Origin of the sequence: Mesorhizobium sp. M0778 (assembly GCF_040320105.1) — a bacterium.
Classification (GTDB): domain Bacteria; phylum Pseudomonadota; class Alphaproteobacteria; order Rhizobiales; family Rhizobiaceae; genus Mesorhizobium.
The window spans coordinates 77297-90892 of sequence record NZ_JAMYPA010000021.1 but is presented as its reverse complement, the minus strand read 5'-3'; the positions used below and the strand labels follow the sequence as shown (position 1 = coordinate 90892).

Below are 13596 nucleotides of genomic sequence, written 5' to 3'. Positions count from 1 at the left end.
TGTCGCGATGTTCGCCGTCGGTTACCGCAGGGGTCACAAGGGTGAATTCCGTTTCAAGTCCGTTCATAACGCGCCGCAAATTCCTGCTTGCGGCGGCAAGCATTGCCGCCTCCGCGCCGATCCGCCCCGCACTGGCGCTGGCTACCGGCGAACACCGGATCAGGGTGGCGCCAGGCCAGGCACGGCTCACCGGCCCCGATGGTCCGCGCACTCCGGTATGGGCCTATGATGGCACGGTCCCCGGCCCGACACTGCGCTTGCGCCAGGGGCGGCCCGCTCGCATCATCGTCGAGAACGGACTGGGCGAGGACACCACGGTTCACTGGCACGGCATCCGGCTGCCGAACGCGATGGACGGCGTGCCGGGATTGACCCAACCGCCGATCAGGCCGGGCGAAAATTTCGTGTACGAGTTCACCCCGCCCGATGCCGGCACCTTCTGGTACCATCCGCATGCCGACAGCCTGGTTCAGCTTGGCCGTGGCCTTGCAGGCGCACTGATCGTCGAGGAAGCCGAACCGGTCGCGGTCGACCGCGAGCTTCTATGGCTGCTGCAGGACTGGCGGCTCACCAAGGATGGGCAAATCGCTGCCGGCTTCGGCAACATGATGGATGCGGCGATGTCGGGCCGCGTCGGCAATGTCGTCACCGTCAACGGTGCACCGCCGGCCGACCTGACCGTGAAGGCCGGCGAGCGCGTCAGGTTGCGGCTGGCCAATGCGTCACTCGCTCGCATCATGGCTTTGCGTTTCGAAGGCCACCGTCCGGTCATCGTCGCCATCGACGGCCAGCCCTGCGACCCGCATGAGCCGGAGGGCGGACGCTTGGTGCTTGCGCCCGCCATGCGCATCGATGTCGTGCTCGACATGCAGGGCGACCCGGGCAAGCGCTACGCGGTGATCGATGAGTTCTACGACGGCCTTGCCTACTCCCTGACCGCGCTCGCCTATGACGCCGGAGCACCGCTGCGCGATCATCCTCTCGATGCGCCGCTTCGCCTGCCGGCCAATCCGCTGCCGGCCCCCGACCTGGCCAAGGCCGAACGGCATGAGATCGTCCTGCAGGGCGGCATGATGGGCGGCGGCAAGCTGGCCGGCGTCGGCGGCATGATGAGCATGGCGATGCCCGGCATGAACGGCGCCGCCGCCTGGGCAATCAACGGCATGTCGATGACCGGCGACGGCCACGCGGGCATGGCGCCACAGTTCACGCTGGAACGCGGCGCCACCTGCCGTCTCACCATGCGCAACGAAACCGCATGGTGGCACCCCATGCACGTTCACGGCTTCAGCCTGTCGGTGCTTTCGCGCAACGGCTCGCCGGTACCGCACCGGCAATGGCAGGACACGGTGCTGCTCGCCCCCAAGGACACGATCGAATGCGCCTTCGTTGCCGACAATCCCGGTGACTGGATGCTGCACTGCCATGTCGCCGATCACCAGATGGCCGGCCTGATGACAGTGTTCCGCGTGACCTGAAAGTTTTGTCCAACCAAGGAGAACTGCAATGAAACTGACCTACCGCCTAGCCGCACTGTCCCTGCTGATCGCAACGCCGCTGCCTGCCTTCGCCGCCACGATCAACGCCGTCATGTACAAGAACCCGCAATGCAGCTGCTGCGAATCCTACGCCAACTATCTCGAGCACAACGGCTTCAAGGTCGACATCAAGCCGGTCAACAATCTCTCTCAGATCAGCAGCGATGCCGGCGTGCCGGCCGACCTCGAAGGCTGCCACACGCTGATGGTCGACGGCTATGTCGTCGATGGCCTGGTGCCGGTCGAAATCGTCAAGAAGCTTTTGACCGAACGCCCTGCCATCACCGGCATAACGCTGGCCGGCATGCCGACGGGCGCTCCAGGCATGGGTGGTGAGAAGCAAGGCCCCTTCGTCGTCTACGCCTTCACCAAGGACGGCAAGGCACCCACCGTCTACGCGACCGAGTGAGGCTATTGTGAGCAAACTGGCCATGGTCCTGATTGGCATGCTGCTAGCATTTTCGCTGCCGGTATCAGCCGCCGAGCCGACGCAGAACTTTGTCGTTCACGAGGCGCCCGCCCCCGTACCGGAAATCAGCTTCGAGGATGGCAATGGCAAGCCGAAAACGCTTGCGGATTTCCACGGCAAGGTCGTGCTGCTCAACATCTGGGCGACATGGTGCGCGCCCTGCCGCAAGGAGATGCCGACGCTCGATCGTCTGCAAGCCAAACTGGGCGGTCCGGATTTCGAGGTCGTCGCGCTGTCCATGGACCGTGCCGGTCCTGAGATTGTGAAGAAGTTCTTTGCCGAGATCGGCATCAAGCACCTCGCCCTCAACATCGATGCCTCGGGCAAGGCCATGTTCGCCATCGGCTCCGTCGGCCTTCCGGCAACCCTGCTGATCAATCGCGACGGCAAGGAGATCGGCCGGCTGATTGGGCCGGCCGAATGGGACGCGCCCGACATGGTCGACTTCATCGGCAGCCGCATCGCTGCCGAGTGAGAAAGGAACAGATATGTCCGGGTTGAAGGCTCGCTGCCTTGCATCGGCTTTGAACGAGTGGAGGTGTTTGCTGCTGGGCGCCATTGCCATTGCGGCGCTGACCGTGGGGTTTTCGTATCGGGCGCAAGCCCACTCGCTCGACGAAATCGACACCATGCTTGAGGGCGACGAGAAATATTTCCAAACGATCGACAAGCCGGCGCTTGAATTCACGCTGCGCACCGCCGATGGGCGTGTCGTGCGAACGGCAGATCTGCGCGGCAAGGTGGTCGTCCTCCACTTCATCTACACATCGTGCCCGGATGTATGCCCCCTGCATGCCGAGAAGATCGCCGAGGTCCAGAAAATGGTGAACGGCACGCCGATGAGAGGCCAGGTCAGCTTTGTGACCATCACCACCGACCCCGCCAGGGACACGCCGGACGTGCTGCGCAGCTACGGGCAGACGCACGGGCTCGATCCCGTCAATTGGCTGTTCCTGACCACGACGGCGGATCAGCCGGAGGATGCGACCCGCAGACTGGCGGAGGCCTTCGGCCACAAGTTCACACTGACGGACGATGGTTATCAGATGCACGGCACCGTCACCCATGTGATCGACAAGGAGGGCCGCTGGCGGGCGAATTTCCATGGCCTGAATTTCGCTGCGGTCAATCTCGTCACCTTCGTCAATGCGCTCACCAACAATGTCGAGCGCCCGCACCATGAGCCGGAAACGGGATGGTGGGCGACGATCAAGGGCATGTTCTGAGGCACCATTCACATGCCGGCGGTCCGGCGAAACAGAGGGAAGGAGAACCCTGTGATCCACAAATCCAATTCATGGCGCGGAGCCATCGGCAAAATGGCCCGTGCCTTCGTCCTGGCCGGTGCGACGGCCTGGCTCGCGCTCGGTATCCACGGTCAGGCGATCGCCGCGGGCGAGATGTCCCAGGACCAGTTCGACCAGCGCATCCACGATTATATCCTCGCGCATCCCGAGGTCGTCATGGAGGCGCTGCAGAGCCTCGATGCCCGCCAGCGCGAGGCCGCGGCAAAAGAGGCGAAGGCTGCCCTGGCGGCCAAGGCCGACGATATCTTCCGGGACCCGGCGAGCCCGGTCGGCGGCAACGCCGAAGGCGACGTCATCATGGTCGAGTTCTTTGACTACAACTGCCCCTATTGCCGCCAGGTTGCGCCGATCCTGGCGCAAGCCGTGGCCGACGATCCGCAGCTCAAAATCGTCTACAAGGAATTCCCGATCCTCAGCACGGATTCCGTATTTGCTTCCAAGGCGGCTCTCGCCGCAATGCGCCAGGGCAAGTACATGGCATTCCACAAGGCCTTGTATGCGGTGAAGACGCGGGTGACCGAAGCGGTCGTGCTGAAGGTTGCTGCCGACGTCGGTCTCGATGTGGCTAAGCTGAAGACCGACATGCAGCGGCCCGATATCCAGGCGTCGATCGACCGGAATACGCAACTGGCACAGGCGCTGAAGATCAGTGGAACGCCAAGCTTCGTCGTTGGCGAGCAGATTTTCCCCGGCGCGACCGACCTCGCAACGATGAAGAAACTGATCGAGCAAGCGAGGAACAGCAAATGAGCCGGATATGCCATCCAACCCGACGGCGGTTGTTCTGGGCAGCGCCTTTGGCGTCGCTGCGGTCGTCGGCTTGCTCAAGGGGCCGGATTTGACGATCGCCGCGGAGGATTCCGATCTGGTGCGCCGCTTCAAATATCTCAGCCAGAACGGCAACAGCACGTGTTCGGCCAAGTTCACGGAGTCGATTGCGACCATGCCGGCGATGTCGCGGATCATGGGCTCGTGCTGCAGCCCAATGGAGACAAAGCGCTATGCCGAGCAGGTGAACGGTTTGGCCAGGTACCGCGAGATCGCGATGATCCCGAACGATCCGTACGATATTCCGGCCGGCATCGCACAGAAGATGATGCCCTACTACGATGTGAAACTCTCCGGCGACGAGCAGCAGGCCTATGACTATGCGATGGCCAATTCCAACGAGAAAGGCCCTTGCTGCTGCCAATGCTGGCGCTGGAAAGTGTATGGCGGATTGGCGAAGTTCCTGATCCGCGAGCAAGGTTTCACCGGCAAGCAGGTCGTCGACGTCTGGGATCTCTCGGACGGCTGCGGCGGAGGTATGTGAGACGGAAAGGGCAGGACACTTCCGGTTGGCGGGACAAGGCGACAGGCGGCCGATCGGTTTCCTGGTCGTCTTGACCGAAGTCCCCGGCGAGCTAATTGCCTTCGCAGTCGCCGATGCTTACCGACGAAGGCGGGCCTTCACTGACCGTAAAGGTGATTGCAATGATGAATGGTCCAATGGATACGTGGATGATGGGCGGCATGGCACTCGTCTGGGTCCTGTGTTCGTCGCCCTCTTGCTCGCGATTGCAGCCTTGGTCAAATACCTGCGAACCTGAAGCCGCGGACGCAGTCAGGTATACGACTATGCGATGACAAATTCCGGGGAGAAGGAGCCAGCTGCTGCCAACTGTGGCGGTGGCATGTAAGGCGACCAGGGCAGCACGACGCCGCGTCACTCGTCAGGCAAAGCCGGGAACCCGCTTGGTCTTGCCGCTCAGTTGCGCGCCCAGTGTCAGTGTCTGCGGGAAATTCCGGACGATCGCCGCCATCAAGGTGGCGCTGCCGGGGCGGAGGGCAATTCCGGCGAGGGCCGCGGCAGCGTAGACCCGTGTCGAAAACAGTCTTTTCCAGGCCGCCTCATAGCGTCTGGCAGCGGCCTCGCGTCCCGCTTGGCCGCTTGGCGCGGATGCGAGTTCGCAAGCCAGCAGCCAGCCGGACTGCAGCGCCATCGAGATACCCTCGGCGATAACAGGATGAGACTCTCCGGCTGCATTGCCGACGCGGAAGATGTCCCCTTCGTAGCACGAGCGAATTCCCGGCCGGATCGGACCCGCGGCAAGCCACGGACCGTCGAGGAGAGCCGGCTCCAGAGCGTCCCTCACGCCCCGGCATGAGTCCATGAGGTGGCGGGAGACCGCATCGGCGGCCGGCACATGGCTCCGGTGTTTCGGGTCATGTTGTTTACGCAACCGCGCCAGCATATCGCGCCGAATGCAGCACGAGATCGACAACCGGCCATGATCGGCCGAGACCATGCCGCCATAGCCGCCGGGGAAGGCCAGCAGCGGCATCAAATCCGGCGCCAGCGACGACCCGGTGAAATGCGCCTTGAAGCCGAGCAGGTCCGACGGCCGGTTGGCCTTTGCGAGCTGGCTGGGCAATGGGCCGGGTTCCCACGAGCCGTGTGCGGCGACAATCACCGGCGCGCGCAACATCGCCGTTTCGTCTCCGGCTTGAATTCGTACCCTTTGCATCTCGCCGTCCCGGTCGATTGCGACGGCGCGGCAGGGCTGGAAGATTTCGACACCCGCCGATCGCGCCGTCTGCAAAAGCAGAGAGTCGAGAATGTCCCGGCCGAGTGCCCGGCCGAAGCCGTCTTTTGCAGGAGGCCCAGCTCCTGCACGTGGCATTGCCGCCTCGACGCAGGTTTCGCCGGAAAACAAACCGACGCGGCGGATTTCGGGGCCGGCATCGGTACGCCAGGCATCGCCGATCTCCAGCTGGTCGAAAAGCGCAAGATTGCTTGCCGAGATGTATTCGCCGCAGACCTTGCGGCGCGGGAACTCGGTCTTTTCCACAATGGCCACGGCCCATCCGCACCGGGCCAGCGTGAGCGCGAGGGATGTGCCCGCCGGGCCGGCGCCGATGACGATCGCGTCATGGGTCGACAATCCGGTCATGGCTCGACTCTGGCGCTGGCGCCGACGAAGATGTGGGAAAACAGGCCGGCGCGCCTTTCCTCGACCGGTTTGCCGTTGGCCGCAAGCCAGAGGCCGGAAAGCTCGCTGCCGCGAAAGCCGGCACGCACGCTTTGCGCCGCGTCGTTTCGTGTGACGTCATTGGCGCCGATTGCCGGCAGAAGACGGGTCGCGGCCAGCGCCAGTTTCGCCCGCAGCGGCTCTGTCGCCAGCAGCAACGGGGCTTTTGGCCTGATCAGCGAAAACAGGCGCACGAGCTGCGCATCGTCGAGATGGTGCAGGAACAGATTGACCGTGACGGCGTCGAACGGCGCGCCCTCGATCTTTCCCGCCCAGTCGAAGACATCGGCGGTGATCCCTTCGGCCTTCCATCCCAACCTGTCGAAATCACCGCGCAATTGCGCAGTGACGAGGTCGACGCGGTCGAGCATTACCAGTTCGACCCCAGGCCAATGCCTGGCCATGCGCCGCGCCACCGCCAGCATGAAGGAGCCATCGCCGGCGCCGATCTCCAGAATGCGGCGTGGCGGCTTTGGCACAAACCTCCTGAGCAACGACGTCATGATCGGCACCTGAAACATCAGCATATTGATGCGCCGAAGGTCGCGGCGCGCGGTCAGCGCTCGTGGATCGTCGGCCGCAAGGCCGTCAAGGATTTCCGGCGCAAGCTGCCGATGCTCCAGGCCGCTCATGACACCGTTCGAAAGAGCATGGTTTCGGCCGTCAGCCCGGGTCCGAACGACATGCCGCAGCCGAGCAGGCCGGCAGGCGCCTTCAGCATCTCTTTCATCACGAACATGACGGTCGCCGACGACATGTTCCCGTATTGGCGCAACACCGCGCGCGATGGTTCCAGCGCGGTGGGCTCCAGTTCCAGAGCCCTTTCGACGGCATCGAGCACCGAACGCCCACCCGGGTGCACGGCCCAAAGGTCGATCGCCTCGGTCGGCCGGCCACCGAGGATGGCGGCCTGGTTGCTCCGCAACGCTTCATGAATCGCTGCCGGCACTTGGCCGGAAAGAACCATTTCGAATCCGTGGTCGCGAATATTCCAGCGCATCAGATCCCGCCGCTCCCTCGCCACCAGGCAGTGAAAGCTATCGAGCTCGATGCCGAGCGGCTCGGAAGTGATGAGCGCAGCCGCACAGCCATCGCCCCAGAGGCAGAACGACAGCAGTTTTTCCAGTTCGGTGGTTTGACGCAGGTGCATCGTGCAGAGCTCGATATTGACCAGCAGGACCTTGGCCTGCGGGTCGGAGCGGACGATGTGACGCGCCAGCTTGAGGCCGTTGATCGCCGCGTAGCAACCCATGAAACCGATCATCGTGCGTTCGACCCCGTCCGGCAGCCCGCAACGCGCAACCAGCTCGAGATCGATGCCCGGCGCCGAAAAACCGGTGCAGGTAGTGACGATAAGATGGGTGATGCGGGAAGCGTCGTCGCCAAGTTGCAATCCGTCGATGCCCTTTTGCGCCAGAACAGGTGCGGCATCGTCGAACATCGCCATTCTCATGGCCGTTCCGGGAAACGCGCCCCGAATGAAGGTCCCGGCCAGGTCGGCGGATGGTCCTTCGGGATCGGACGCCGGCGCAAAGCAGGAATAGCGGTGCTCGATGCCGGCAAGATCGGCCATGCGTTCGAAGATCCTCCGGCGATCGGCCGCGAGCATCGAGGCCGCGAAACGCAGGTAGAATTGATGAACCTCGTGCTCCGGCACCGCTGTCGCGATCCGGTTGATATAGGCCTTGACGGGCATGTTCTATCTCCTCGGCGTCTGCACGGCGTAACGTGCCGCCGGAGGGTCCTTGCTGATCGGTACCTGGTGCCGGGCGCCGAGTTTGAGCGCTGTTCGATAAACGTTTCCGAAAACTGATTTCTTCCCGAAGGTTCAGTATGCGCTGTTGGCAGGCAAACGGTTGGAGCCGGCGGGCGGTTGCGTCGGGCATCCAAAATCGCCACATCATGTTGACCTTCCATCTACTGGAAGGTCTATTTCCTCCGATAAAGGAGATTTCCGATATGAACATCGGCGTCGCATCCGAAAAATCCGGCCTGCCGGCCAAGACGATCCGCTACTACGAGGACATCGGGCTCTTGCACCCGGCCCGGACAGACAATGGCTATCGCGATTACTCGACGGCCGATATTCACCGGCTGCGCTTCCTGCAGCGCTCACGAAGCCTGGGGTTTTCGGTCGACGAATGCCGCCAGTTGCTCTCGCTGTACCAAGACAGGGAACGTGACAGCGCTGACGTGAAGGCGATCGCGAAAGCCAAGTTGGTGGAGATCGACAGGAAGATCGCCGAACTGGTCGGATTGCGCGGCTTGCTTCACCATCTGGTCAGTCACTGCCACGGCGACGAGCGGCCGGAGTGCCCGATCATCGACGAGTTGGCGGGACAAGGCGTGGCCCAGTGAGGCTCGCAGCCGCTCTAACAGTGCTGTCGCTTGCCTGCGTCTCTGTCGTGCTCGCTGCCGCCCATTCGAGCCGTGATGCGGTCATCGAGGCTCGCCAGGCCTCGATGAAGGAAATGGCTGCGGCGGCAAAGGCGATCGCCGGGATGTTCGACGGCAAGCGGGCGTATGACGCCGCGGCTTTCCAAGCGGCGGCCGAGGCCATCCGCGCCCGCACCGGCCCTTCCCTCATTGCCGAATTCCCCAGCGCGACATTGGGTGCGCCTTCAGGCGCCAAGCTGGATATCGACCCTGCCCGCGCGGAGTTCGAAGGGCTGGCTCGCCACATCGGGACGCTGGCCAGCGCCCTGGCCTCCGACGCCGAGCGGGTGCCGCCGCGCATTACCGACGACATGAGAATGGGTTCCGGCCCGGCGATGGGCGGTGGCAGCCTGGTTGGCAAGCGACCGGGGACGGCGGAAGCCGATCCCGCCAAATTGCCGGCGGAGCACCTCCTGCATCTCATCTTGCAGGATTGCTCGAGCTGCCACTCGAAGTTCCGGCAAAAGGTCGAGTGATGGCGTCAGCTCCGCAGCTGCTGATCCGCCATGAAATTGCGCCAGCCGCCGAAATGCGAAATCTCTTCTGCATCGGTAAGGCCGGCACTTTCAACGAGGAAGCCTTTCGGCGAAGTTCCGTCGTCGAGCAGAAGCGTCCCGATGCCGAGCGGCGGCGGGATCGCCGCGACGAAGCGACCGAAGGCTTGCGGCGACAGCCGCCAGACTTCGACCTCGATGGCTGTGCCCTTGCCATTGCAGGTGCGCTCGAGCCCCGGTCTCGACACCGACTGGCCGGCGAGTGCGTAAAGCCGGTAGAGCGGCGCCGTTCTCGCAGCCCGGGCGAAAATCGCGCCGAGCTGCTGCAACTGGCCGTTCAGCGCCATCCCCGATAGATGCGCGCCGACCACGGCCAGCTCGATCGTGCCTTCATCCACGTCCACGCGGATATCGCCACGCGGCGGCAGCGGCCAGCCGGTAGCGCCCAGCGCAAGGCCGCTTGCCGCATGGACATCGCGCGCAAGCGACGCCGTCAGATGGTCCTTGCCCGCCGCGGCAAGCAAGGTGACGCTCATCGGCAAACCGTCGCTGCGGGTTCCGGTCGGCACGGCGATGCCGCACATGTCGAGCAGATTGACGAAGTTGGTGTAGGTGCCGAGCCGGCTGTTGGTGACGATAGGGTCAGCCAACACCGCTTCGACTGTGTAATGCGTCGGCGCGGTCGGCACACAGAAAAGATCGACCGAGGCGATAACCGGCGCAAGCTTGGCCTTGTAGGCCTGCAAGGCATAGAGCCCGTTGAAGGCGTCCGCTGCGGAAAGTTTTCGCGCACCGCCGATGATCTGCCGCGTCACCGGATGCATGGCCGCCTCGTTGGCATCCATGAAGTCCCTGATCGCGGTGTAACGCTCGGCCACCCAGGCGCCCTCGTAAAGCAGATTGGCGGTGGCGTAGAAATCGCCGAACGGGATTTCGACCAGCCTGCAGCCCAGCGTCTCCAGCGAGGCAAGAGCGGCCTCGAAGCCCGCCTGCATCGCCTGGTCGCCGAAGAACGTCCGATCGGCCTTGGCCGGCACGCCAACCGTCAGCACCGGTGGGCGCGCGGCAAGCGGTTGGATGCCGAGGTCACGTGAATAGGGATCGGCGTCGTCCTTCGCCGCCGCGACCTCGAACACGCTGTAGGCGTCGTCGACGTTGAGTGCGAAGACGGAGACGCAGTCGAGCGTGCGGCAGGCCGGCACGACGCCGGCGGCCGACAGCGCGCCGACGCTCGGCTTCAGCCCGACGATGTTGTTGAGGCCGGCGGGTATGCGGCCCGAACCGGCGGTGTCGGTGCCGAGCGCGAACGAGACGATGCCACGCGCCGTCGCCACGGCCGAGCCGCATGAGGAGCCGCCCGGCACCAGTGTCGGGTCGATCGCATTCCTCGGGATTGGATAGGGCGTGCGCACGCCGACCAGGCCGGTAGCGAACTGGTCGAGATTGGTCTTGCCGACGACCAGCGCGCCGGCGGCCTTGAGCCGCGCGACGACGGTGGCGTCGTTCGCCGGCAAGTAGGCATATTCCGCGCAGGCCGCCGTGGTCGGCATGCCGGCAACATCGATGTTGTCCTTGACCGCGAACGGAACGCCCCACAGTGGCTTTGCCAACGGATCGAACGGGCCGAGCTTTTCCGCCTCGGCAAGCATCTCCGCCCTGCTCGCCAGATGGATGAAGATGCCCGGGTCATCGGCCGCCGCGAGCCGCGCATGGACCGTATCGATCATATCGCCAATACTGAGGCCGGCCTGATAGGCGGCGTGCAGGCTCGCTATGTCGAAGCGGATGTCGCTCATTCGGCCTCGCCCTGAATGACGACCGGCAGGTTCCACTGGATGAGTACGACGCAGCCGTCTTTTGTCCACACCGAATGCTCGGTTCCAACCGGGTTCAGGATCACACTGCCCGCTGCATAGTCGCCGTTTTCGTCGCTCTGCGAGCCTTCCAGCACGATGATCGTTTCCAGCCCGGCGTGGCGGTGACGCGGCACGCCGGCGCCCGCCCGGTAGTTGAGAATCGCGACCGACGGTTCCGTCGATCCCCCCTTGAGCAGCCAATGCACCGTGATGCCTTCGCGAAAAGGCTCGAATGGCAGATCACGCCAGCCCCCTTGGATGAGGGCCTGGTATGCAATGTTAGGCATTGGAAATTCCCTCGAGCACGTGGTCCGTTGTCGCCGTCCAGCCGACGATCGCGCCCTGCGCCCTGATCATGGCAAGGGCTGCCGTCTTGAACTCCGGAAAATAGCTCTCCGTCGCATCCTCCGCCAGCAGGCATTCATAGCCGCGGTCGTTGGCCTCGCGCATCGTCGTCTGCACGCAGACCTCCGTCGTCACCCCGGCAAAGACCAGTTGCTGTGCGCCGAGCCGCTTGAGGTCATCGCCGAAGCTGGTGGCATAGAACGCGCCCTTGCCGGGTTTTTCGATGACGATCTCGCCAGGCAATGGTGCAAGTTCATCGAGGATCGCCGTTCCCGGTTCGCCGACGATCAGCACGCGACCCATGGGACCGATATCGCCGATGCGGATCGACGGATTGCCGCGATTGCGCTTGGCCGGCGGCAGATCCGAAAAATCTGCCTTGTGGCACTCCATCGTGTGGATCACCGGCAGGCCAGCGGCGCGAAACCCTTCGAGCAGCCTTTTCACCGTGGGCACGATCGCCGTGATCCGGCTGACGTCGTTGCCGAGGCTGGCGCCGAAGCCGCCGGGCTCGGCGAAATCGCGCTGCATGTCGATGACGACCAGCGCCATCGCCTCAGGCTTGAAGGCAAACGGGAACGGCAGCGCCTCGATCTCCGCCATCAATGATGTCCCGCCATGTGCTCGCCGATCGTCTGCACGCTCGCCTGCGCGATCGGCGTCTCGTAGACCAGCGCGCCATCCGACATGACGAAGATGCGGTCCGAGAGCTCAAGCAGCTCGTCGAGGTCCTCCGACATCAAAAGCACTGCAGCACCGGCATTGCGCGCCTTCATGATGCGGGCGCGTATTTCGGCGACGGCGGAGAAGTCGAGGCCGAAGCAGGGGTTCGACACGATGAGCAAATCGACCTCGCCGGTCAGTTCCCGCGCCAGCACCGCGCGCTGCACATTGCCGCCCGACAATGATGAAATCGGCGAAGCGAGCGAGGCCGTCTTGACCTTGAACTGTTCGACAAGACGGGCCGCGTAGTCCCTGATCGCGCTCATCCTGATCCAGTTGACCGGCTTGCCGGCCTCGTTGAGGTCGAAGGTCCGGAAGGCCATGTTTTCGGCCACCGTCATCCGCGGTGCGCAGGCATTGCGCAATGGCTCCTCCGGAATGAAGCGGACATTGAGCGTGCGCGCCTCGCTGCGGCTGGCACCATAGGGCGAGCCTTTCACCAGAACGTCGCCCGCATTGCGTGCCCGCTGTCCGGCAAGGACTTCGAGAAACTCCTTCTGGCCGTTGCCGGAGATGCCGGCGATGCCGACGATCTCGCCGGACTTCACGTCGAGCTCGCCGATGTCGATGCTTTTCAAGCCGGTGCGGTCAGGCGCCTTCAGCGACTTTACCGTCAGCACCTGCCTGGCGCCGGCCGGCACCGGAGCGCGACTGTCGAGTGCTGCAATCGGTTGGTCGCCGATCATCATCGCCGCCATCTGCTTGTGCGAAAGTTCGGAGACCTTTCCGGTTCCGGTCAGCCTGCCCTTGCGCAACACGGTGATGTCGTCGGCAAAGGCCGTCACCTCGTGGAATTTGTGCGAGATCATCAGCACGGTGAGGTCGCCTGTCCTGGTCATGTCGCGCACCAGGCCAAGCACTTCCTGTGCCTCGCCAGGGGTGAGCACCGAAGTCGGCTCGTCGAGCACCAGGAAACTGCGGCCGAGATAGAGCTGCTTGACGATTTCGAGCTTCTGCTTCTCGCCGGCCGCAAGTTCCGCCACCTTGACGTCGAGCGGCAGCTTGAACGGCATCCGCTGCATGAATTGCGCAAGTGCGGCGCGCTCCTTGCGCCAGTCGATGACGCCCGGCACTTTCTCGCGGGAAATGACCAGGTTTTCCGCACCGGTCAGCGACGGGACGAGGGTAAAATGCTGATAGACCATGCCTAGCCCGAGCGCCGAGGCATCCTTCGGGCTGGCTATCGCGACCTCGCGGGCATCGACCAGCATGTCGCCGGCGGTCGGGCGGTAAAAACCCATCATGCATTTGACCAGCGTCGACTTGCCGGCACCGTTTTCGCCGAGCAGCGCATGGAATGATCCCGCTGGCACCTTGATCCAGACATCGTCCAGCGCGGTGAAGGCGCCGAAGCGCATGGTCATGCCGATAGTCTCGACGCCGACGGCTTTCTTGACGATGGTTCCGCTCAAGATCG

Annotated in this window: 15 protein-coding genes; 8 read left to right on the top strand and 7 right to left on the bottom strand. The window is 63.8% G+C overall.

Going from position 1 to position 13596, the window contains the following annotated elements; genetic code table 11:
- The first annotated feature begins 41 nt into the window (after positions 1–41).
- The 6 genes from NKI22_RS24820 to NKI22_RS24795 are packed head-to-tail and all read left to right on the top strand — an operon-like array spanning position 42 to position 4626.
- Positions 42–1478, top strand: a complete 1437-nt coding sequence (locus NKI22_RS24820; protein WP_352639453.1) for a multicopper oxidase family protein — start codon at positions 42–44, stop codon at positions 1476–1478.
- Between the two features lie 28 nt (positions 1479–1506).
- Complete coding sequence (locus NKI22_RS24815) at positions 1507–1947, top strand: DUF411 domain-containing protein (RefSeq protein ID WP_023720628.1); 441 nt, start codon at positions 1507–1509, stop codon at positions 1945–1947.
- A 7-nt stretch (positions 1948–1954) separates the two neighbouring features.
- Entirely contained in the window at positions 1955–2482 is a 528-nt protein-coding gene (locus NKI22_RS24810) for a TlpA family protein disulfide reductase (RefSeq protein ID WP_198030522.1), read from the top strand.
- Positions 2483–2495: 13 nt separating this feature from the next.
- The gene (locus tag NKI22_RS24805) at positions 2496–3233 is read left to right on the top strand and encodes an SCO family protein (protein WP_352716169.1); all 738 of its coding nucleotides are present in this window, start codon (positions 2496–2498) and stop codon (positions 3231–3233) included.
- A gap of 51 nt (positions 3234–3284) precedes the next feature.
- Complete coding sequence (locus tag NKI22_RS24800) at positions 3285–4064, top strand: DsbA family protein (RefSeq protein WP_352484015.1); 780 nt, start codon at positions 3285–3287, stop codon at positions 4062–4064.
- 7 nt (positions 4065–4071) lie between these two features.
- On the top strand, positions 4072–4626 hold the full coding sequence (locus NKI22_RS24795) for a hypothetical protein (RefSeq protein WP_352639449.1): 555 nt from the start codon (positions 4072–4074) through the stop codon (positions 4624–4626).
- Positions 4627–5026: 400 nt separating this feature from the next.
- On the opposite strand, the gene NKI22_RS24790 is transcribed toward NKI22_RS24795, so the two are convergent.
- The 3 genes from NKI22_RS24790 to NKI22_RS24780 are packed head-to-tail and all read right to left on the bottom strand — an operon-like array spanning position 5027 to position 8021.
- Positions 5027–6247 (bottom strand): NAD(P)/FAD-dependent oxidoreductase, encoded by a 1221-nt coding sequence (locus NKI22_RS24790; protein ID WP_352639447.1) that lies wholly within the window; start codon positions 6245–6247, stop codon positions 5027–5029.
- The gene (locus NKI22_RS24785) at positions 6244–6957 is read right to left on the bottom strand and encodes a methyltransferase domain-containing protein (protein ID WP_352639446.1); all 714 of its coding nucleotides are present in this window, start codon (positions 6955–6957) and stop codon (positions 6244–6246) included. The genes NKI22_RS24790 and NKI22_RS24785 overlap by 4 nt, the downstream gene beginning before the upstream one ends.
- Positions 6954–8021 carry a type III polyketide synthase gene (locus tag NKI22_RS24780; RefSeq protein WP_352494454.1) on the bottom strand — a complete coding sequence of 356 codons (1068 nt, stop codon included), beginning with the start codon at positions 8019–8021 and terminating at the stop codon, positions 6954–6956. Before NKI22_RS24780 ends, NKI22_RS24785 begins: the two co-directional genes overlap by 4 nt.
- A 263-nt stretch (positions 8022–8284) precedes the next feature.
- On the opposite strand from NKI22_RS24780, the gene cueR reads away from it, so the two are divergent.
- Positions 8285–8683, top strand: a complete 399-nt coding sequence (cueR, locus tag NKI22_RS24775; protein ID WP_031194477.1) for a Cu(I)-responsive transcriptional regulator — start codon at positions 8285–8287, stop codon at positions 8681–8683.
- Positions 8680–9237: a cytochrome c gene (locus NKI22_RS24770; protein WP_352815172.1), complete on the top strand. Its 558-nt coding sequence runs from the start codon at positions 8680–8682 to the stop codon at positions 9235–9237. Before cueR ends, NKI22_RS24770 begins: the two co-directional genes overlap by 4 nt.
- A gap of 5 nt (positions 9238–9242) precedes the next feature.
- Here the strand turns inward: NKI22_RS24770 and atzF are convergent, their stop codons facing one another.
- Genes atzF through NKI22_RS24750 form a run of 4 tightly spaced genes read right to left on the bottom strand, consistent with a single transcriptional unit; the run spans position 9243 to position 13591 of the window.
- A complete protein-coding gene (atzF, locus tag NKI22_RS24765) occupies positions 9243–11051 on the bottom strand; it encodes an allophanate hydrolase (RefSeq protein ID WP_023720639.1) in 1809 nt (602 codons plus the stop codon).
- Positions 11048–11398, bottom strand: a complete 351-nt coding sequence (locus NKI22_RS24760) for a cupin domain-containing protein (RefSeq protein ID WP_023720640.1) — start codon at positions 11396–11398, stop codon at positions 11048–11050. Before NKI22_RS24760 ends, atzF begins: the two co-directional genes overlap by 4 nt.
- Entirely contained in the window at positions 11391–12059 is a 669-nt protein-coding gene (locus NKI22_RS24755; RefSeq protein WP_352815170.1) for a cysteine hydrolase family protein, read from the bottom strand. The genes NKI22_RS24760 and NKI22_RS24755 overlap by 8 nt, the downstream gene beginning before the upstream one ends.
- Positions 12059–13591 (bottom strand): ABC transporter ATP-binding protein, encoded by a 1533-nt coding sequence (locus tag NKI22_RS24750; RefSeq protein WP_352958983.1) that lies wholly within the window; start codon positions 13589–13591, stop codon positions 12059–12061. The genes NKI22_RS24755 and NKI22_RS24750 overlap by 1 nt, the downstream gene beginning before the upstream one ends.
- Between the last annotated feature and the right edge of the window lie 5 nt (positions 13592–13596).